Source organism: Alicyclobacillus sp. TC (assembly GCF_016804365.1).
GTDB classification, from domain to species: domain Bacteria; phylum Bacillota; class Bacilli; order Alicyclobacillales; family Alicyclobacillaceae; genus Alicyclobacillus_I; species Alicyclobacillus_I tolerans.
Window position 1 is genome coordinate 2,613,297 of record NZ_CP044434.1, and the last position, 19,928, is coordinate 2,633,224.

At 45.3% G+C, this 19,928-nt stretch carries 19 protein-coding genes; 10 read left to right on the plus strand and 9 right to left on the minus strand.

Going from position 1 to position 19,928, the window contains the following annotated elements; translation table 11 throughout:
- The first annotated feature begins 218 nt into the window (after positions 1–218).
- Entirely contained in the window at positions 219–3,104 is a 2,886-nt protein-coding gene (locus FY534_RS12785; protein ID WP_203114780.1) for a peptidoglycan-binding protein, read from the plus strand.
- A 95-nt stretch (positions 3,105–3,199) separates the two neighbouring features.
- Here the strand turns inward: FY534_RS12785 and FY534_RS12790 are convergent, their stop codons facing one another.
- From FY534_RS12790 to FY534_RS12800, 3 genes are read right to left on the minus strand one after another with little or no spacing between them, the layout of a single operon-like run.
- Positions 3,200–3,898, minus strand: a complete 699-nt coding sequence (locus FY534_RS12790) for a J domain-containing protein (protein WP_203114781.1) — start codon at positions 3,896–3,898, stop codon at positions 3,200–3,202.
- A complete protein-coding gene (locus tag FY534_RS12795) occupies positions 3,899–4,300 on the minus strand; it encodes a hypothetical protein (protein ID WP_203114782.1) in 402 nt (133 codons plus the stop codon). It abuts the gene before it with no gap.
- Between the two features lie 51 nt (positions 4,301–4,351).
- On the minus strand, positions 4,352–4,897 hold the full coding sequence (locus FY534_RS12800) for an NAD(P)H-dependent oxidoreductase (protein ID WP_203114783.1): 546 nt from the start codon (positions 4,895–4,897) through the stop codon (positions 4,352–4,354).
- A gap of 445 nt (positions 4,898–5,342) precedes the next feature.
- Here FY534_RS12800 and FY534_RS12805 point away from each other — a divergent pair, with 445 nt between their 5' ends.
- The 5 genes from FY534_RS12805 (at position 5,343) to FY534_RS12825 (ending at position 10,728) form a co-directional block, all read left to right on the plus strand.
- Positions 5,343–6,146, plus strand: coding sequence for a penicillin-binding protein 2 (locus FY534_RS12805; protein WP_203114784.1), 804 nt, complete (start codon positions 5,343–5,345; stop codon positions 6,144–6,146).
- Positions 6,146–7,414: a penicillin-binding transpeptidase domain-containing protein gene (locus tag FY534_RS12810; RefSeq protein ID WP_203114785.1), complete on the plus strand. Its 1,269-nt coding sequence runs from the start codon at positions 6,146–6,148 to the stop codon at positions 7,412–7,414. The genes FY534_RS12805 and FY534_RS12810 overlap by 1 nt, the downstream gene beginning before the upstream one ends.
- A gap of 87 nt (positions 7,415–7,501) precedes the next feature.
- Positions 7,502–8,485: a phosphodiester glycosidase family protein gene (locus tag FY534_RS12815; protein ID WP_238413564.1), complete on the plus strand. Its 984-nt coding sequence runs from the start codon at positions 7,502–7,504 to the stop codon at positions 8,483–8,485.
- A 15-nt stretch (positions 8,486–8,500) separates the two neighbouring features.
- Complete coding sequence (locus tag FY534_RS12820) at positions 8,501–9,541, plus strand: hypothetical protein (RefSeq protein WP_238413565.1); 1,041 nt, start codon at positions 8,501–8,503, stop codon at positions 9,539–9,541.
- Between the two features lie 89 nt (positions 9,542–9,630).
- On the plus strand, positions 9,631–10,728 hold the full coding sequence (locus tag FY534_RS12825; RefSeq protein WP_238413566.1) for a L,D-transpeptidase family protein: 1,098 nt from the start codon (positions 9,631–9,633) through the stop codon (positions 10,726–10,728).
- A 54-nt stretch (positions 10,729–10,782) separates the two neighbouring features.
- Here the strand turns inward: FY534_RS12825 and FY534_RS12830 are convergent, their stop codons facing one another.
- From FY534_RS12830 to FY534_RS12840, 3 genes are all read right to left on the minus strand, one after another.
- A complete protein-coding gene (locus tag FY534_RS12830; RefSeq protein WP_238413567.1) occupies positions 10,783–11,871 on the minus strand; it encodes a sulfite oxidase in 1,089 nt (362 codons plus the stop codon).
- Between the two features lie 152 nt (positions 11,872–12,023).
- Positions 12,024–14,204 (minus strand): penicillin-binding transpeptidase domain-containing protein, encoded by a 2,181-nt coding sequence (locus FY534_RS12835; RefSeq protein ID WP_238413568.1) that lies wholly within the window; start codon positions 14,202–14,204, stop codon positions 12,024–12,026.
- A 98-nt stretch (positions 14,205–14,302) separates the two neighbouring features.
- Positions 14,303–14,767, minus strand: coding sequence for a DUF2231 domain-containing protein (locus tag FY534_RS12840; protein WP_203114790.1), 465 nt, complete (start codon positions 14,765–14,767; stop codon positions 14,303–14,305).
- A 284-nt stretch (positions 14,768–15,051) separates the two neighbouring features.
- On the opposite strand from FY534_RS12840, the gene FY534_RS12845 reads away from it, so the two are divergent.
- The gene (locus tag FY534_RS12845; protein WP_072873264.1) at positions 15,052–15,348 is read left to right on the plus strand and encodes a hypothetical protein; all 297 of its coding nucleotides are present in this window, start codon (positions 15,052–15,054) and stop codon (positions 15,346–15,348) included.
- 56 nt (positions 15,349–15,404) lie between these two features.
- Here the strand turns inward: FY534_RS12845 and FY534_RS12850 are convergent, their stop codons facing one another.
- Both FY534_RS12850 and FY534_RS12855 read right to left on the minus strand, forming a co-directional pair.
- Positions 15,405–15,647: a hypothetical protein gene (locus FY534_RS12850; RefSeq protein ID WP_238413569.1), complete on the minus strand. Its 243-nt coding sequence runs from the start codon at positions 15,645–15,647 to the stop codon at positions 15,405–15,407.
- Positions 15,648–15,649: 2 nt separating this feature from the next.
- On the minus strand, positions 15,650–16,492 hold the full coding sequence (locus FY534_RS12855) for an aldo/keto reductase (protein WP_370541576.1): 843 nt from the start codon (positions 16,490–16,492) through the stop codon (positions 15,650–15,652).
- A 240-nt stretch (positions 16,493–16,732) separates the two neighbouring features.
- Here FY534_RS12855 and FY534_RS12860 point away from each other — a divergent pair, with 240 nt between their 5' ends.
- Both FY534_RS12860 and FY534_RS12865 read left to right on the plus strand, forming a co-directional pair.
- A complete protein-coding gene (locus FY534_RS12860) occupies positions 16,733–18,076 on the plus strand; it encodes a hypothetical protein (protein WP_072873261.1) in 1,344 nt (447 codons plus the stop codon).
- 20 nt (positions 18,077–18,096) lie between these two features.
- Positions 18,097–18,582: a glutathione peroxidase gene (locus FY534_RS12865; RefSeq protein WP_203114792.1), complete on the plus strand. Its 486-nt coding sequence runs from the start codon at positions 18,097–18,099 to the stop codon at positions 18,580–18,582.
- Between the two features lie 51 nt (positions 18,583–18,633).
- On the opposite strand, the gene FY534_RS12870 is transcribed toward FY534_RS12865, so the two are convergent.
- Positions 18,634–18,969: a L,D-transpeptidase gene (locus tag FY534_RS12870; protein ID WP_072873259.1), complete on the minus strand. Its 336-nt coding sequence runs from the start codon at positions 18,967–18,969 to the stop codon at positions 18,634–18,636.
- Positions 18,970–19,053: 84 nt separating this feature from the next.
- Here FY534_RS12870 and FY534_RS12875 point away from each other — a divergent pair, with 84 nt between their 5' ends.
- Positions 19,054–19,923, plus strand: coding sequence for a hypothetical protein (locus tag FY534_RS12875; protein WP_203114793.1), 870 nt, complete (start codon positions 19,054–19,056; stop codon positions 19,921–19,923).
- The last annotated feature ends 5 nt before the right edge of the window (positions 19,924–19,928 follow it).

Genomic DNA, 19,928 nt, shown 5'->3' on the forward strand with positions numbered 1-19,928 from the left:
AATCTTATACCTCTTCCATTTTATTGCTATACACGCGCCTCAATTGCCTTGCGGACTCCATCAAAATCGACAGGATGTCGCACTCGGGCTGTTGGAGAATTTTTCTTGCGACGGTCGCAGTTTCTTGTTTTCCAGCGACCCTGTTGATTAGAGAGCCAAACTTGAGGATTCAACAATCCTGTTCATTCACAGCAAACTCCAGCAATCGGAGGTAGGTCATGAAAAAAACATCTCTTCTTGTCAGTCTTCCGGCCGTCATCATGCTAGCCGCATCGGTCAACACGGTGGAGGCAGCCACCCAGCCATCCGCATCGTCTATGACAGTTTCCAGTCACGCCAAAACCATCTATTTTAACCAGCAAAAAATTACACAAGCGTATGCAGTCGTGGCAAACGGCACCACCTACATGCCACTTTGGTATATTCAATATGCTTTGCAAAGCATTGGTGTCTCTTCTAAATGGATGCAAAATGTATGGTCGTTGCAAGTACCCTCCATTGTTCCCGTCAACGATTCCCATTTGCCACAGAAACCAAAAAAACTTTCGCCATCCACAGTTGTCATTCGTCTCAATCAAAAGACGGTTGACTACATTCCTGGTTTGGTTCATGTCGATCCGGCCAGTGGACAAGCTGTAGAATTCGTTCCGATTTGGTACGTGAGTCAAGTTTTGCAAAGATTTGGTGTACAAAGCGAATGGAACGGGAAATCTTGGTATCTTAGCAATCAAGCTAGTAGCGGTGTGACCGTTACCAGCACAACTTCCAGCAAAAGCTCTGAAAGCAGCCAGTCTTCTCAAAGCAAGCAAACAACAAGCAAAACGGGTAACAGCGCAAGTTCTACTAGCGGATCGGCCTCATCTGCCGCATCTTCTCAGCAATTATCAGATAACCAATCGAGCAGTACTCCACCTATACAAATGGTGAAGAAAACGATATCGTTTTCTGGCAATGTTATTTCTACACCTTATAGTTTCGTGGAAAACGGTACAACATACATGCCTCTCTGGTACGTAGGACAAGCTCTGAAAGCAGCCGGCATTGCAGGCACCTGGAAACCGGGTGAATGGTCGTTGCAAGCCCCTTCCAATATGACGGCTAAGCTTTCCAACCTGCCTTCCGTGCCAAAAACCCTTCCTCCCAATACGGCTATTGTCAAACTGAATGGCCAAGCCGTTTTGGTTGTGCCAACTTCAGTGCAAGTCGATCCTGATTCCAACAGCCCAACTACGTACGTACCCATCTGGTATATTCAACAGGTGCTCAAGCGCGTTAACTTGCAAACCACTTGGAATGGCAGTGAATGGAGTATTCCTGCTCCCAGTGCAACTAGTCCATCGAGCAGCGGCACAAGCAGCAAGAGTAACCCAAGTGGCAGTTCGCAAGGGAATAGCAGTCCAGACCCAAGTACCTCTGCGAATGGCAGTACCAGTTCAGGATCGGGCAGCAGTGGTGACCCACAGGGAGGCTCTAGCTCAACGCCCAGCAGTTCAAACGGAACCGATCCGAGTTCCAGCAGCAGTGGGACAAGCAATAACTCGGCAAGCAACGATCCCATTATTGCCCAATTCGGGGATACCGGACAAACTGTCCAATTGCTACAAAATGATTTAAACATTGTTGGAGACAATGTAGGACCCGTTGACGGAATTTTTGGCCCCATGACTGAGGGAGGGGTCAAAGCGTTCCAGCAATCCGCTGGTTTGCCTGTGACGGGTATTGTTGACCAGACCACTTGGCAGCAACTACAGGTAGCCACTTTACAAGCTGAAGAAAAAAATGGATTTCAATTTAACGACAATCCGCCACCTTCCAGTAACACGTCAGGAAGCAGCAGTTCTGCTGGCGGCACTTCATCAAACACTGGTTCCAGCAGTACGTCAGCAAATAACGGACCGAGCTTTACCAATGTGGATTTGCGTTTTCCAGCTCCTTCTGACGTTACGGCAAGCAGCATCGACAGCTACCTGTCGAGCAACGGATCGCCCATGACCGGCTTAGGAACTGTATTTATGCAGGCGCAGAATACTTACGGTGTAGACGCAAACTATCTTGTCTCGCACGCAATTTTAGAGAGTGCCTGGGGTAAGAGCCAAATCGCGCTTGCGAAAAACAATTTGTTTGGTTACGGAGCATACGACAGCAATCCAGGAAATGATGCTGGCATGTTCCCGAGTGAAGCGTATGCCATTCGTTTCCAAGCTTGGGAAGTACGCAACAACTATCTCGATCCGTCCGGCTCGCTTTACGTCTCACCCACCCTGACTGGCATGAACGTCAATTACGCAACCGATCCCAACTGGGCGACAGACATTGGCAATTTAATGAACCAATTTGCCACATCTCTGGGAAGCTCAGTCAATGACTATGTACAGTACACGCCGAATGACAACCCTCCACAACCTGCGTCTACAACAGAACCTGTCTTTTTGATGAATGGAGCCGTGGGCAAGGTTGTGGCCGATCCCGATTATAACGGCTTGCCTTATTACAGTTCGATGGGCGAAGGCGAATCGAACATGTTTTTTGGCACACTCTCTGAAGGATCCTTTGGCAGCAATGTCGCTTCCGTACAGGAGTATCTGAATCAAGTAGACAATGCTAATCTTACGGTAGACGGACAATTCGGACCGGATACACAAGCTGCTGTTGACCAATTTGAACAATCCCACAACCTTCCTGTCAATGGACAGTGGGATTACAGTATGTGGGCAATGTTTAACCCTGCTCCACCGCAAATGCTACAAAACGGCGCCACTGTTCAAGTTGAAGAGATGAAACAAGGAATGGCTGGCGGCATTGTCACTGAATGGTATGACCTGGCCGGGTACGGTTGGGTAGACTCCAATTATATACAGTTACAGAATGTATATCGCATTACCGTGCCTGACCCAACTTCAACCAACACAGAAGTAACCGTGTATAACGCTTCCAATCCGAGCCAAGTGTTGACTCAGTTACATGCGGGCAATTTTGTGGTATGCAATAACCCAGCGCCCAATAGCCAAGGCTATATCACCATTCAATTTGCCAATCAATTGACAGGACAAATGGAAACGGGGCTTATCTCTACCAATCAGGCTAGTTTGACACAGCAGCAATAACCATAGAGTTAGTAAAAATTGCCCATACGCACAAAGGCGCCTGCCATCTCCATTGAACTGAGATGCAGGCGCTTTCCACTTTTCACATTTTTCGTCTATCCTCGCGATTTCGACGAGGGATCTTGATTTGACCACTCATCCCACAGAAAGAGAAGAATTCTTAATATGCCGATGCCACCGAGAACTGCGCTTGTCCACAATATCCAGGAAACATCCCATGAACTTGATGTACGAAGGCTTGCCCAAATAATAAACAGTAAAATACCCGCTCCTAAAAACAACAAACCGTAGGTGACTGACCCAAACCCGATGGAAGTCTGAACATCCCATGAATCTATAGGCGTTTCATGATGATGATTTTTAGGAGGCAGCGGATTTTGAGTTGAGCCTTTTTTTTCATCTGCCTCTTTCTTCATATGTTCAAAGGAGCGGGAATCTTTGGCCCAGTTCTCCATTTCTGCCTGGCGAGCCAGGTCATACGAGGCACGTCTCTCTGGATGACTTAAAATACGATAAGCTTCCTGCAATGCCTGAAAGCGTTTGGCTGCCAATTCGTCTCCTGCATGGCGGTCTGGATGCCAGACAAGAATTTGCTTATGATACGCTCGTTTGATTTCTGGCATGCCAGCGGAAGCTGATACTCCAAGCACTTGATAGAGTGAATCCGATAAAGGCTCATGGCAAATTCCGCAACGAGCCCTTTGCACAGCTTCCAGTTTAACGCGATTTTTTGCGCTACAATGCGGACAGAGCAAGACCCTCTCCACTCCGTTGTACTCCTCGCGTGATGACATTTACCGCTCCTGTTGATCTTCCGTTTGATTTTCTGCAATAGGTTCTGGCTGTTGTTTCTTCTGTTCTGCCATGGAGCGCAACGCGGCTCGATAAAAAGAATCACTGCTACCCGACATAACTGGTTTGCGCTCGGGAGAAGGTTCTAGTTCTTCTCGCGGAGCTTCACGAGAAATGAACGACGCGGTTGCCTCAAGGTTCTCTGCCGCTTCTTCTGTAAGCGGTGGGCGGTCGGTTGTTGTAGGAGCATGACCAGAATTTTCAACTTTCATAGCTTCCGAAGCTCGGTTCTCCTTTTTTCCCTGAGAGTTTTCCGAATTGGAATCCAGCGCACGCCAATTAAAGAAAATCAAAAGAATGCCAATGACAACAACTGCCAACACAAAAATAACCAGAAAATTCATGCTCTCTTCCCCCATCCGCCCATACGCAGTGTTCCTGCTGTAAACCATGGTTTATGCATGGTCAAATAACTTCCCCGCCACATCAGCCACACGTCTTCCAAGGACGCGACCGAGTACTAAAAACTCTTCCGCTGGTGCATTCATAGGAGCTGAAGCATCTTCTTCTACTGGGCAAGTTACACCAAGACCATAATAACTTCCGTACAATACGTTTTCCGGCACATTGCCTGGCAAGCCAACGATAATCATACCGTTGTGCAACATGGGCGTCAGTAAATTCATTAAGGTCATTTCAATGCCCCCATGAACAGTTGCAGTGGTACAAAAAGCTGCACCCACCTTGCCCACCAATTTGCCTGTTGCCCAGAGATGCCCTAATTGATCTATCCACGCTTTCAGTCCAGACGAAATAGTGCCAAAGTGTCCTGGGCACCCCCAGATAATAGCGTCCATCTCCGTCAAATCACGCGGGTTGGCATCCTGGACATGATGCAAAAACACTTCTGCCTGCGGTTGAGTGCGCGCCCCTTCTGCAATCGCTTTAGCTAAAACTTCTGTATGGCCGTTTTCACTGTCATAAACGATATAAACTTTCACAAAGACGACCTCCTCACGCCGCGTCACCCGAAACCATCTTATTCTTTCAGTCCTGGCTAAACCAAGCAATCAGTTGTAGATATGAATATTTTAACTTCTATATTATCTTGCTGACCCGATCTTATCGAAGCCTTATGGAAGAATCAACCTCACAATTTAAAACCCAAAGTAAACTTGTGCATGCTTGCAATATTTTTTTCACAAAAGTTTGCTATTAGGTTTCCCAATGACATTTCTTTCTTATCCATCGAGGATACATTTCAAACACTTTATTCTCCTGGCACCAAGACTATCCAATCATAACAGCCAATCCATTAAGATAAAAAGATGTTTTTAAAAATGTTCATTTCTTGACTCACCATTTTCAATGCAAATTTGATTATGATAAAAGTGTCGCTTCATTGATTTGTATTTTTATCTTCCTATTTAAAACGCGGAGGAGCTTATGGCAAAAAAGAGATCGACCAAAACTAGGAGAAAAATGCCAGCCAGCCGACTTTGGTTTATTTCCGGCATGACCACTCTTGCGTTTACCAGTTTGATTTTACGAATGGGTTATTTACAAGTTGTGCAAGGCGCAACATACCGAACGGATGCCTCCAATGTAGCGGTTGTCTCCACTCCCGTTTTACCTTCACGTGGCTATATTTACAGCAGTAATGGCACCATACTTGCACGCGATCAATATATCTATGATGCCTATCTGGCCAGAGTACCCCATGTGCACCAAGATTATCGAAAAATGGCTGAATTATTGGCTCCCATCTTTCATACGACAGTTCAGAAACTTTTACAAAAAATGAACACCAGTCCGTTATCCCCGCAAGTAAGAATTGCACAAAATTTATCTTATACCGCCATTTCTTATATTTCTGAACATCATCATCAACTCCCCGGTATTGAGATTCAAACGGATTATGTACGCCAATATCCACTAGGCGACTTGGCCGGACACATTCTCGGCTACGTGGGACCTATTACCCCACAAAATGAGTCGTATTATGTCAACAAACTCCATTATTTAAATAACCAAACAGTCGGTGAAACGGGTATCGAAGCAGAGTACAACAAATACTTAGAAGGAAAAGCTGGATATGAGCAGTATCTCATACACAGTAATGGCAGTGTTAAAAGTTTGGGTCTATTACCCCCGCCTCAATCGGGGATAATATCCAACTTACCATCAATTCGGCTTATCAAGCAGAGGCGCAAAAGATTGTTTCGGATTTTATTCAACGAGACGATGTGATGCGATATGAAATTAATTCAGCGTCTGCCGTAGTTTTAAACGTCAAAACAGGCGCCGTATTGGCTTTGGTCAGTTACCCATTCTACAATCCAAATTGGTTTGTGGATGGAAACTTAATGAAACATGAAAAATATCTTAACCAAACTTCAGCCTTGATTGATAACGCGATTCAAAGCCCTGAATACCCTGGTTCGGCTGTCAAACCTGCCAATGCGCTTGCAGGATTGGAGACGGGTACGATTACCCCCAATACGATAGTGGATGATAAAGGCTATCTGAAGATTGGTAACCGCATCTTCCACAATTGGTATCTTCCGGGTTTTGGACCTGTCAATGTAGTGCTAGCCCTTGAGCATTCTGACGATACTTTCTTTTATCAACTAGGCATGTGGTTAGGCGGTTGGACCAACCAGCACTATCCGAATCACGAATCCTATACACAATGGGTGAAAACTCGATTTGTTAAAGCGTTGGATACCATCTTTGGATGGGAATACAAGTTTGGACTAGGTCAATTAACGGGTATCGATCTCCCAGGAGAAGTCAAAGGACAATTCTACGAAGAAGACACAAAGAAAAATTATGAAGAAGTGTCTTACCCTTTGCTCAAAGCAGAGGCAAGTATGAAAAAATATGGGTACTTCAACAACTGGGGTGCTTTACCAGACTTGGCATTTGCTGATATTGGACAGTCCCAAGAGTTTACACCGATTGAAATGGCCCAATATGTAATGACACTTGCCGACAAAGGCGTGAAGTATCAACCCTATATCCTTAAAGCTATTTACCCGGCCAATGAAGTGCCTGGAGCACCAGGCAGCAAACCTATCTATACTATGCATCCGAAAGTTCAGGCTCGCATTCAACTCAATCCTAAAGATTTACACGCTGTATATCAAGGCATGTATCTCATGGCCAATGCTCCAGGCGGTTTGCTGTATCAAGGAGGATTTGCCGGATCGCCCTACCATGCAGCCGGAAAAACGGGAACTGCACAAATTGTGCTGAATGGCAAACGCGTAGACGATTCTGTGACCATTGCTTTTGCGCCCTATCATCATCCACAGATTGCTATTGCCGTAATGGTTCCCGGCGGTGGAGCAAGTACGACTACGGCGTCCCATATTGCGCATCGACTCTTTAACGCTTATTTTGAGATGCACCATGAATATTTCCCTCAAAGTCAGTGGCTTTCCGATCATTTTCAAGCAACTGCTTGGCTGCACTCCTTTGCTTACAAGCAACCTGAAGAAGGGGTGTTGCCCTAAGAGCGACTCGAGAACATGGTTCTCTCTTGTTTTATCTGTTCGATAAGCATGAAACTCGACTTTTAGGAAATGGAGTTGCGTTATCCTATGTTTGTAAAACGTGCCGTCCGTTTCATTTTATACAGCATGATGGCGGTTGTGTACGCGTTTGTGCTGGGTTCCCTTTTACTTTTTCATGGGCCATTTCCAGCAGTTCGACAATATGTGATTGATTCACTGGAAACCACCATGCATGGATATTTACTTGAACCATTGGCTTTAGATACACTTCCTGAAAAAGTCATTCAGTCGGCACAGCCTCATCTTCGCGACATCCAACAAGCATCAACGCATGTCGTGCGAGAAAATTTTCTATATTCTAAAACGACTACTGTCCGTATCGAGACCTATCACGGCAGCACCTACACTGCCGATATTATGTTGATTCCTGATCCGACCCGTGTTCGAGTGGGAGTCACCAAGTATATTGGTAAATTTGGCATGACATTAAGCGAAATGTTGAACTATTATCATGCTATCGGCGGCATTAACGGCGGAGCTTTTCAGGATGTCCAGCACTGGCGGGGAACTGGCGGATCACCTCAAGGTATTACAATTATGAACGGAAAAGTCATTACCGATCAACAATCCAGTAACCAAACCGTCATTGCCTTAACCAACGAAGGTCAATTAATCACTGGCCCATACACCTTGTCACAATTGCAAAAACTGCATGTAACGCAGGCGCTGACTTTTGGACCTACGCTTGTTCAAAATGGACAAGGAATGATCAAAAACGGCAATGGTGGATGGGGATATGCGCCACGAACCGTAATTGGACAAAAATCTGATGGAACATTAATTTTTATTGTGACGGATGGTCGAGGTATTCACGGCCCTAACGACATTGGCGCCTCACTTCTGCAAATGCAAAATTTAATGTTGCGACTTGGAGCTGTTACTGCTGCCAATTTAGACGGCGGTTCATCGAGTACAATGATGTATAATGGGAAACTTGTCAATCAACCGACAGACGTGTTAGGTGAAAGAGAAGTCGCCACTGCTTTCTTAATCTTTCCAGCCAGTAATTGAAAGGTATGATTGATTATGGCAAGGACTGTAAAACGTTCACATACTGTCATGGCAATACCTAAACAACAGAAACCACAAAAACATGCTCAGAAACAAAGACATTTAGGCAGACGCATGTTCATGGTGGCAGCTGTCATTGCTGTTGCGGAATTTTTGTTTTTTCAACACTATAATGCTCTATTGATTCATTCCGAACAGAGAGCACAAAAGGTTAGTTTGCAATTGAACCAGCAGCAGCAAAAAATATCTCTGATAGCTCAACAACATCTAGACTCTATAGAGAAGTTATATTCTCCTTTGGTATTGACTTCACCCAATCGACAATATGTGGCTTATGTCAATTCCAATGGCACGCTCAAAATTAAAAACTTATCTACCGAGAAATTGCTCTACTCGAAGACATTTTCCAATCCGATCACGTTTTTGCGCTGGATTCGCAACGATGAAGTTTTTGTAGGCGAAAATGATGGTAATGGCCAATTGGTTTTAAAGACGGCCAATCTCTTGACAGGTTCTACTCGTTTAATTCAAACGTTTGCTGGTCTATCCTCTAATGCGCAGTTTCTTAAAATTACTGATAGTCCATACACCAACGACATGTACATTTTAATTGCCGACTCAAGCAGCAGTGTAGTCTATCATTACGATACAGATGGAAATATGTTTCAAACCCACTTTGGCGGTTTAGATATCCGCAATATCTCTGTTTCAGAAACGGGAGATATTCTCTACTTTGAAGATTACTCCGGTGGAACATTTAATGTTGGATATTTAACACAAAGTCCCCATCTCAATCACTGGTCAGTACATTTGATTCAACAAAACGCTGGTTTGATAGGATGCGTAGGAAATACTTTTTATTACGCCGCTATCAATCAGCAAGGTTTAGCTACCGCCGTCTACAAATTTGATTTGCAAACCGGACAGTCCACTTTGGTGGAAAATCTGCAAACGCCAACTATTGCTCGCTATATCGACATCACATCGACTGGAAAACTGCGAGTGTTAACTCACCCTGCCCATTATGCCATTTTAACAAGCAACAGCAATGTTTAAGTTTTGTGTCACAAAATAGCTCGCCATAACGTCTATCCAGTAACATAAAATTTTTCTATAGATATGGATAACAAAACGGGGTGAATGATGTGCGTTTCTCTCGCTTGACTGTTGTAGGCGTTTCCTTGGGTCTGGCTATTTTGTCCACTGGTTGTGGTGTACTTTATTTAAAATCCAGATTATCTTTTTTTCCTGATACACAATCTCTGGCCCCTAAAGTTTTGCAGTCTTCTGACCATACAAATCCAACTCAATCCACTGTGAAGACGGTCTCTTTACAACAAAGCACCAGTCAATCTTCCAACAGCCAACCGCAGAACTCTGCCACTCCCTCATCACCATACCCCAGTTTTGGCTTGGGAACCACAGGTCCTGAAGTTCTGGCGTTAAACGAACGTTTAGCCGAATTGGGATATCTGCCTGTGACGATTGAAGGAAACGCTCCGGACATTACTCTGAATAACATTCAAAATCCACCACAAGTCACATTTGTTTGGAAGTACGGAAATATTCCCTCTACCCTTCAAAACTTGTGGCAACCAGACACTTATACCGCATTAACCAGAGCTGCTGTCATTGCGGTTGAACATGTCAATAACCTCACCATTGATGGAATTGCCGGACCAGCCGTATGGCAAGCTATTCTTTCTCCTAACGCCGTCGCAGATCCGCATCGCTTTACATACGTGTTGGTTTCCAAAAATCCAGCACCGGAAACATTGCGCATTTGGAAAGATGGTGAGTGGATTTATCAGTCTGTTTGCAATACGGGTATTCCTGGAGCAAGTACACCAGACGGTACATATGCTATCTATTTACGCTTTCAATCGCAGACCATGCGTGGAGAAAATCCTAATGGCAGCAAATATGTCGATCCCGGTATCCCAGATGTTAATTACTTTCACGGAAGCGATGCTATTCACGGGTTTATTCGAGCCAGTTACGGGTTCCCACAGAGTCTGGGTTGCGTAGAACTGCCGTATGCTCATGCTGCACAAGTTTGGACACTTGTCCACTATGGAACTCTGGTGACCATTCGCGGTCATTATGTGTCACCATCCAGTGTGAACATCACAACGACTTCATCTTCAACATCACCTTCCAATCAGGGATCAGAAGGCAACACGGATACCAGTCATTCGCAACCTAGTACAGCGCAGTCTGTCTATGTCCAAAACGTGAACTAAGTTGTCCGCTGGGAATCATTCTGTCTATGGAAGATTTGTAGCGAGCTGTTAAAATCAAGCTTTTCCGTGCAGTAAATTCTCTGTCAGTTGGGCATCGGCGACATGAACATGTACTACGTGAACAGCATCATTTTGATAGCCTTTGCTATTCCATTTCGCTTTCATCGGTTGAGATTCGCCAAGTTCGTTGGTCGCTTTGGCCATCAATGTATAGACTCCCGGTTGATCAACACGCCAATCCAGCGACCAGCGCCGCCATGAATACGCTATATCCGGATCGAGCAGTTGAGCTTCTCTCCAATGTTTCCCTCCATCCGTGCTTACTTCTACTTTACTTACTGAATGTTCTCCAGCCCAGGCATAACCACAGATAACATGCTGACCCATAGCGATTTCTTCTTCTTCCGAGGGAGAGGCTATCGAGGAATTGATGACAACGGAAGAAACAGGCTTGGCATGTGTATAATCATTGGGTTTCTCTAGAATGACATAATCGATACTTTGAAAAGGCCCCTTAAATACTTCTTCAACCACACGAATACGATGCAGCCACTTCACTGAAGCCATAGCATAGTACCCCGGCACGAGAAGACGCAAAGGGAATCCGTGTTTGAACGGCAGAGGTTGGCCATTCATCTCTAGTGCAAGTAACGTATCGGGATGAAGCGCTTTTTCAAGGGGCAGGCTTCTTTCAAAAAACACCTGTTCTTCCATATCCGGACGCTGGCCACTATCAAGTCCTTGAAAAACAACTTCTTTCGCTTGATGGGATATTCCAGCTTGTTCTAAGACATCTTTGAGACGCACGCCTCTCCATTCAGCATGGCTAATGGCACCAAGACTAAATTGAACTCCTTGCGCTTTCTTGTCCCATAACGACCTCTTATTACCTGCACATTCAAGAGTCGCCGGCAAGGTAACCAAGTTCATCTTCAGTAAATCTTGATAAGTTAACTGAAGGGGTTGAACGACCATACCTTCTATGGAAAGCGACCATTGATGGACATCCACAAAAGGGTATTCAAAATGATTTCTAACGTAAAACAATTCATTGGGAGTGATGAGTTGTGGTTCTGTCATCATTGGATATTCAAGATTTTCCGATGGATAGTAAGAAACAGGCTTTACATGAATGTCACGCAATCCAAAGTACCCTCCAACGTCCAGAAATGTAAATCTATACATTACCTTGTCTAGACGTCATCTTCACCATTCCATCCCTTTGTTATAGAAGGATAGAAAGAAATGAAAAAGGCAAGCATCATGTGGCTGCACTGTGGTACTTTGAGGTTGACTTATGAAAGTGTCGGAGCCTGCAAGGATACATGCACCTGTTCACCTGGATAAACGGGCTGACCAGCAGCAATTGAACTACCAACGACAAATCCCGAGCCAGAAATGATAGGGCGCAAGCCAAAATCATGTAAGAGTTGCAACAGAGGTGTTAACGTAAGACCTCGGATCGACGGCATTTTTTCTTGAGTTCGGGCTGTACTTGTCCAGACATAAATGGGTTGAGAAGCTTGTACCGAACTACCCGCCAGCGGCCACTGACGGAGAATGGTTGATCCGTTACCGTTGACCACAAGGGACCCTGCTATACCATGAGCCACCTTTTGGGCTTCCTGAACAGAATCTCCAATTAAACTGGGCAGGTTTTGGATATAGACAGTTTTTTGGGCAGGATGAGTCAGCATAGAGGTTTGGGCTGAGGTAGCCGTACGCGGAGCTATGCCATAGTAGTTCATTAGATCTTTCATGACTTGGCGTACAGCTGGTGTAGCCGTTGTACTGCCCCATGTATCGTTGGCAGGCAATTTAGGCCAGTCTACCGCGCAATAGATAACCACTTTCGGCGCCCACCCAGGAGCGAAACCTACAAAAGATGTGATAAACCTGGAACTATAAAATTTCCCTGTCTTTGGATTGACCACTTGAGCCGTTCCTGTTTTCCCGGCAATCTCATAGCCTTTAATATACGCTGCGTTGTCAATACCTTGTGAAACATCGAGTATCATACCGTGACGCACAGTTGCCAATACAGAAGCAGGCGCAATATTGCGTCGGACAACATGAGGCTCTATGGTTTGAATCACTTTTCCCTGTGGAGAAATAATTTTTTGGACTACATAAGGCCGATACAATGTTCCACCATTCGCAATTGCGGAAACACCATCCACAAGTTGAATCGGGGTGACTGCAATACCTTGACCAAAACCTGTGGTAGCCAATTCGATTTGACCTTCTTGTGAAGGCGGGAAGAGAATGGAGTCGCCTTCATCCGGCAAGTCGATACCGGTTGGTTGGGTAAGACCAAACAGGCGAAGATAATGCATTAAATTGGTCCATCCCACCCTCATGGCAATCTTTGCAAAACCTACGTTGCTAGAGTATTCAAGCGCCTTTAAAAAACTGATTCTCCCCCAACCCCAGTAGTTCCAGTCATGAATAGTCCGTCCGTCAATGGTGATTTTCCCAGACATATAGGTTTGATTCAGATGAATGGAATGAGTCGCCAACGCAGCCGTCAAGACAAATAATTTAAATGTCGATCCCGGTTCAAACGCGGCTGACACTCCCCAATTTTGATCGAGAGCGTTGGAAGTAGCGGTCCAGTAATGGTTTGGATTAAAATCCGGTTGATTGGACATGGCAAGGATTTGCCCGTTCCAGGGGTCCATGACAATCATGGTTGCATGCTCAGGGTGAAGTTTTGCATTTAGATTTTTCATCACGTGATCGACAAAACCTTGAATGACCGGATTGATGGTCAGTTCCACAGAATCCCCCGGTTTAGGCGCAACAAGAGTATGCACCGTTCCAGGCAACGGGAATCCTAACGCGTCTTGTTTATAGATGATTTTTCCGGGAGTCCCTTCTAAGAGCTTGTTTTCCTCCGCCTCTACCCCCATGACTCCCTGACCATTAGAACCGACATAACCTACTGTAGCCGCCGCAAAGCTACCAAAAGGATAAAATCGTTTTTCTGTAGCTGTAAAACTGAAATCTGTCGCATGCTTTCCATTGCCGTACAATTTTTCAATAGCATCTTTGGCGGTCGCAAGAATAGGCTGATTCCATTGAATCCAATCATACTTTTGAGCAATCAGGGGATAAATTTCACTATAAGGAAGGTTTAATATTTTGGAGAGATTTTGCGCTAAAGCTTTTTTATTAGAAAAATCGGAGATTTTAATATCCATCATATAAGCCGGCACATCATAAGCAATGGGCTGTCCTGCAGAATCCAGAATCTCTCCGCGTGGAGCCAATTCTACCTTGGATACATCTTGTACCTTAGCCGCTGCCGTGAGCAATTCATGGCCCATGGCGTGTTGAATGTTGGCAATCCGCAAAATAACTAGACCAAGCGCGGCAAGTCCGCCCACCTGCAAAGCTAACATGCGTTTTTTATGACGGCTTGAGTGTTTTTTCATGATGATTTTCCCAGGCTTGTAACCTTGCTTGCCTTTCAAAAAACCACTTCCTTAAAATATCCTGACTGAGGTGAAAAAAGGGGCAGCCGCTGATAGTGAAAACCACCCCGATGGACAATGGAAACGTGTAATCGTGGTTAACCTTTGATAGAAGTATGAACGCCAAGGCCGTAATGGTAGACCATGGTCCCTCCTAAATGGCCGGTAATTGTTACCAGGACCGCGGCTACAATACTAAAGAGAAATGCGAGTAAAGAAATTCTATCTTTACGGCGAGCTAGTAGCCATTGGAAAGCCAGAGCAATAACCAGAGCCACTCCCGTCAATTCACCAAACTTTCTGTGCACAGGCAACATAGCTCTTGCCCCAGCAGAAATATGAACTAGATAAGATTCACTGATGACACCGGCAACTCCTGCCGCAATGGTGGATAAAATGGCCAATATGAGAAGATAGGTGTAAGACCGCGCGTAAAATCTATCTCCTGGACGAAACAGGCCAATGAATCCAGCCAGCAAAGACAGATAATTGATGGCAATGGTGAAATGTACGACCATAGGGTGAATGGTAGCAGGAAATAGGTGATAAATAGACTCTAACATGGTTTCCTCCTCAATATACATGGATGAGCTTGGTTATCCAGCACTTTTAAATTCAGTATCTTATTTTACTCTATATCGATAATAAAATTGGAGAATTTTTAAATCAAACCTTGAAAATTTGTATAAAACGATTCAAAAATCCTTTTTTTCGATTCTAGACAAGCCATGAAAATCCTTGTCCAAGAGGACGAAAAAAATAAAATTTGTGGACAAATTGCAACAAGCGTTGACTCTCCATGGTCATGATAGAATCATAATGAAAGAGGAATGAAGGAGGAGAAAAAATGGGATTTTTTGATAACCTCGTTCGTGCTATGGAAGGCAATTCATCAAACGGTAACTATCAGGGAGACCATGAATGCCTACGTTGCCACATTCCCATGCGCTATCATGGCGCCCATGTTTTACGAACCGGCGGTGTCAGCCGAGGGGCAGGTCTCATTGGCGATTTGCTCTTGGGAGGCAGAGATGAAGAATTTATCAATACCGCGTTAGAAAGAAATGTAGCTGTCCACGTCTTCGCATGCGAGCGTTGTGGCAGCTTAGAATTTATTAACGACCCTCGCCATGGATTTCAATAATCCTTGTCTCGATGAGGCTTGTCTGAAAAAGAGGGAAGATGCGCTGACGAAGTTGCTTACTCGGCAGAATTCTTCTTCATACGCGCAATAATATCTGGTCGAGGTGTCCAGCAACGAAATTGATAGAAACTGCGCGTTTCATAGCCAAGACGGGCGCAATACGTACGCACGCGCGATTTCTTTTCTGCAAGCGAGTCTCCAGCCTCTTGCGGGCTGGAGAGTTGTTGCTTGCGAAGATTTTCCGCGCGAAAATGCTGGCAAGTTGCGCAGCAATGGTATCGCTGATTCTGCTCAGACAAGTTCATTCCAGTCCCCAATCCACATGATTCGGATCGTATTCGAAGCTGCGTTGGTTGCGATTGAGGGCCGTGATTTCAGCAACTTCTTCTTGGCTAAGCTGAAAATCGAACAGCTGGGCGTTTTCCGCAATACGTTCGCGTCTCACCGACTTGGGTATGGTAACTACCTCTTGCTGCAAATCCCATCTCAATACAATTTGTGCTGGCGTTTTCGAATATTTTTCAGCCAAACGGAGAATCAACGGATGGTTCAACAATTCTCCACCACGCATCAGAGGCGACCAAGCTTCCAATTGAATGTGATGAGCGCGGCAAAACTCGTATAACTCGCGCTGCGTCAGATAAGGATGAAACTCTACCTGGTTGACAGCCGGAACCACTTCAAAATGATTCATAATATCCTGGAGATGTTTAGGCTCAAAATTGCTGACACCAATCGCTCTGACATATCCATCTTTCAGCAGCTTTTCAAAAGCGCGCCAGGATTCTAAATATTTCCCTTCAATCGCCCAATGGATAAGATAGAGATCGACATAATCAACTCCCAGCTTTTTACGGCTGACTTCGAAGGCTTGCAGAGCTTTTTCGTAACCATGGCTGTTATTCCATAGTTTCGTGGTTATAAAAATTTCCTCACGGGCTACGCCGCTGTCGCGAATCGCTTGGCCAACACCTTCCTCATTGCCGTAAGCTGCTGCTGTATCTATATGGCGGTAACCCAATTCAAGGGCGGCTCGAACCGCATTCTCAACCTCGCCGCCTTGTTTGGATTGCCATACACCCAAACCTACATAGGGCATCTCCACACCATTGTTCAGTTTTGCTGTACTGGTCAAACTGTTGATGCTGGTCATCATACCCCTCCATAAGCAAATATTTTCAATCTTTTTTATTGTACACCTCCGTTGAGTCAGAAGCGAATGATGACGCAGCAAAAATGGTTGTCCTGCTCTAGTGTTTGCTATCTGACTTGTTCCTGAAAAATCGAAAGACAAACAAGATTTCAACTGATATATTTGAAGAAGAAAAAACATAGGAAGATGAAGTATACTGCGCCTACGATAGATGATTGGGGGAGAATGGGTTTGAAAAAAAGCCTACTAGGATTAATGGGAACCTTCTGTGTGATGGGCATGTGCTCTACCAGTGCCATGGCTTCACCCATGCCGCAAATGAGTCCTGCTCCATACGCCCTGGCAGACGGCTATCCCATCCACATGCCAGGCAGTGTCACCTTGCATGGTGAAACCTACTTGCCCTTATGGTACTTGATTCATGATTTACAGCGGGCAGGGATATCCTCCCATTGGGAAGCAGGTTCGTGGGTCATTCATTTGCCAGGATTACAATTACAACCTATTGGAAAGCTCGCCGTTGCAGGTGTTCCAGTGGTTGTCAACGGCACCACCATTGCTATATTGCCAGGTATGAATCGGGTCGATCCGTTTTCACACAAGACCACCTTTTTTGTCAACATGACCGATATGGACCGCGTTGTACAGGCTCTAGGTTGGCAGGTATCTTTTAACGGCAGTCAATGGCAAGCAGACAGTCCCAGCTTGCAATCTTTAAAAATCGCGTTGACCGATACATCAAGCAGTCCTTTTTACCAAGCCAACGCCATAGAACATCTGCACATGCAAACACAACTGACCCAAACTGCGATAAACGATTTGAAATCAGCCCAGCAAAGCATGCCAACGTCTGAAAATTTAACTATACAAACGAAGATGGAAGTCGGCAAGGTGGCGGGTCAAAGAGCAGAGTTGGCCGAAGTAACGACGCAGATGCAAGACAGTACGATACCCCCACAGAGTTCAGAAGTTTACATTCAAGGCAATCATCTCTATGAGAGGATGTTGAACAGCAGCGGATCGACCCAAGGACAAGGACAGTGGATGGAATCCACCATCTCGGAAAAATTGCTTAAATTGGAGGAAAATCCGGAACTGGGCGCTGATTTGTCGCTTTCCATGCTGCGCAACATCCACATCACTGCTACCAGAGGCGATACGACTACCTATGCAGCTCAACTCGACACCAGCAGCCTTGAACGTTACATGTCTTTGCTTTTCTCGGAAAGTGGATTAAGTGGATTGGCAGGACAGGAAAATTTGTCAAGCTCGCAAATGCTCTATCTGTTAAATCACATTCTTCAAACCACCAAGATGCAACTTCATTTGACGGTCAGCGGGCAAGGAGACAACGCAAAATTGTCAAAAGAAACGGCCCAGATGAGTTTCTCCATTACACCTAATATGTTTGGCAAGAGTCTAGGTCAGCAAATGACCGCTTATATCAAACAAATCGAGGCGAATATTGATTTGCAGCTTACCTATACCTATAACAACACGCCCGTTACTCCGCCTTCCGATTTGCCACAAAATGAATCGTCCACAACCGGCGCCACTTACGGTTCTGGACAATAAGGAAAAGGAGCGTGCTATCCATGAGCATTTATAACTTTTCAGTCCAAACCCTTGATGGTGAAGAACAATCGATGGAGATGTACCGGGGCAAGGTGTTGCTGATTGTCAACACGGCAAGTCAATGCGGATTTACACCGCAATACGAGGGACTGCAAAAACTGTATGAAACTTACGGAGACAAAGGATTGGTTGTTCTTGGCTTCCCGTGCAACCAATTCGGGGGTCAAGAACCTGGCAATGAAGAGGAAATTCGCAATTTTTGCGAGACACGCTACCACGTGACATTCCCAATGTTTGCCAAGGTGGAAGTCAATGGCCCAAACGCCCATCCACTTTTTCAATATCTAAAAAAAGAAGAAAAAGGCGCACTTGGCACAGAATCGATTAAGTGGAATTTCACAAAATTTCTCGTTGGCCGCGACGGTCAAACGATTCACCGATACAGTCCGAATACGTCTCCAGAAAGTATCAAACCAGACATTGAAAAAGCTCTGGCCGCCGTCTAATTCAATCAGCTATTCTTTCTACTGTCATCTCTTGCCTCTAACCGCTTTCTGTTAGGGGCGGATTTTCACAGTTGTGCCTATAGGGACTTTTTGAGCCAATTCCAAAACATCTTGGTTATACATGCGGATGCAGCCTTTGGATACGGCTTTACCAATCGAAGAGGGCCGATTGGTACCATGGATTCCATAGTGGCGTTTGGAAAGACCCAGCCAATACGCACCAAAAGGCCCTCCAGGATTGGGCTCCTTATTGACAATCATGTAATCGCCAACGGGTGTTTGCGTCAGCATTTTACCAATTCCCACCGGGTACGTTTTTTCCAATTTCCCATCTTTATAGAGAGATAATTTGCGTTCCGACAAATCAACCTGAATGGCGTACGTCAAGACGCAACCCTCCCTGATGCAGGCGTTAATCCAGTATATTGGTGAGAATTCAAACTCGTGTATGGAAGGTAAAGGGGATCAAAAATGAAAAGAAAATGGATTTTATTTTCCTGTTGCGCTCTGTTCACCGCGACTACGGGATGTGCAAACCCAACCAAACCTGTTCAATCCAAAGAAAACAAACCCAAACCTATATCCACAGCTACCCAGCAAACGTACGCTGTTCCTCCTACTCATTCCACATCTCAGGAGGAAAAATGGTTGCCGTCGATTTCTGAAGCTATGCGTTTTATTCAAAACCGCACTCAAATCCAACCCATGGCACCCACCCTGCCTATTTACCACCCTGAATCTAACCAATGGTCTATAGGCGCCTTAGCTCAAGCCGGACAGACCCAGTACAACGTCACTTTACAATGGACCAAGCAGCCGTTGCCGCTCAACAGCCCCGCACTTCAAGCATCGCTGAATGCAGGGTTAGCTCAACTGATAGGAGGATTTGGCGCTAACCAATACAAGTCCGATTCTGCAGCGGTTCAACAGTTGTACCAGTCCAATCCAGGTGACGTAGCCCCTGCCTATATCGAGCCACCTGCAGGCAGTTCACAGAGCCTCATCCATCTCGGTCATGGCATGGTTGGCACAGATTATCAGCAACCCGATAGCTCCCTTATCGTTTGGCATGAAGGCAAATGGACTTTGCAAGTCGAAGGCACAAATCCTACAGCCATCTCTGTCGCCAAAGAATTGGTAAACTATTTCAATCAAAACCTGCTACCAGAAACGCGGGGTACACTGGCTGTAAATATCACTGGGGACGGAAATCACACGGCTGCCGAATGGGTCTTTGGTTCCACGCTCTATGAGTGCTGGGATTATCGCAGCGCCTTGGAAGCAGCAAAGATGGCTGTGTCCATGCGCTTCTACCCTGCCTCCTCTCAACATCAGCCATAACAAAT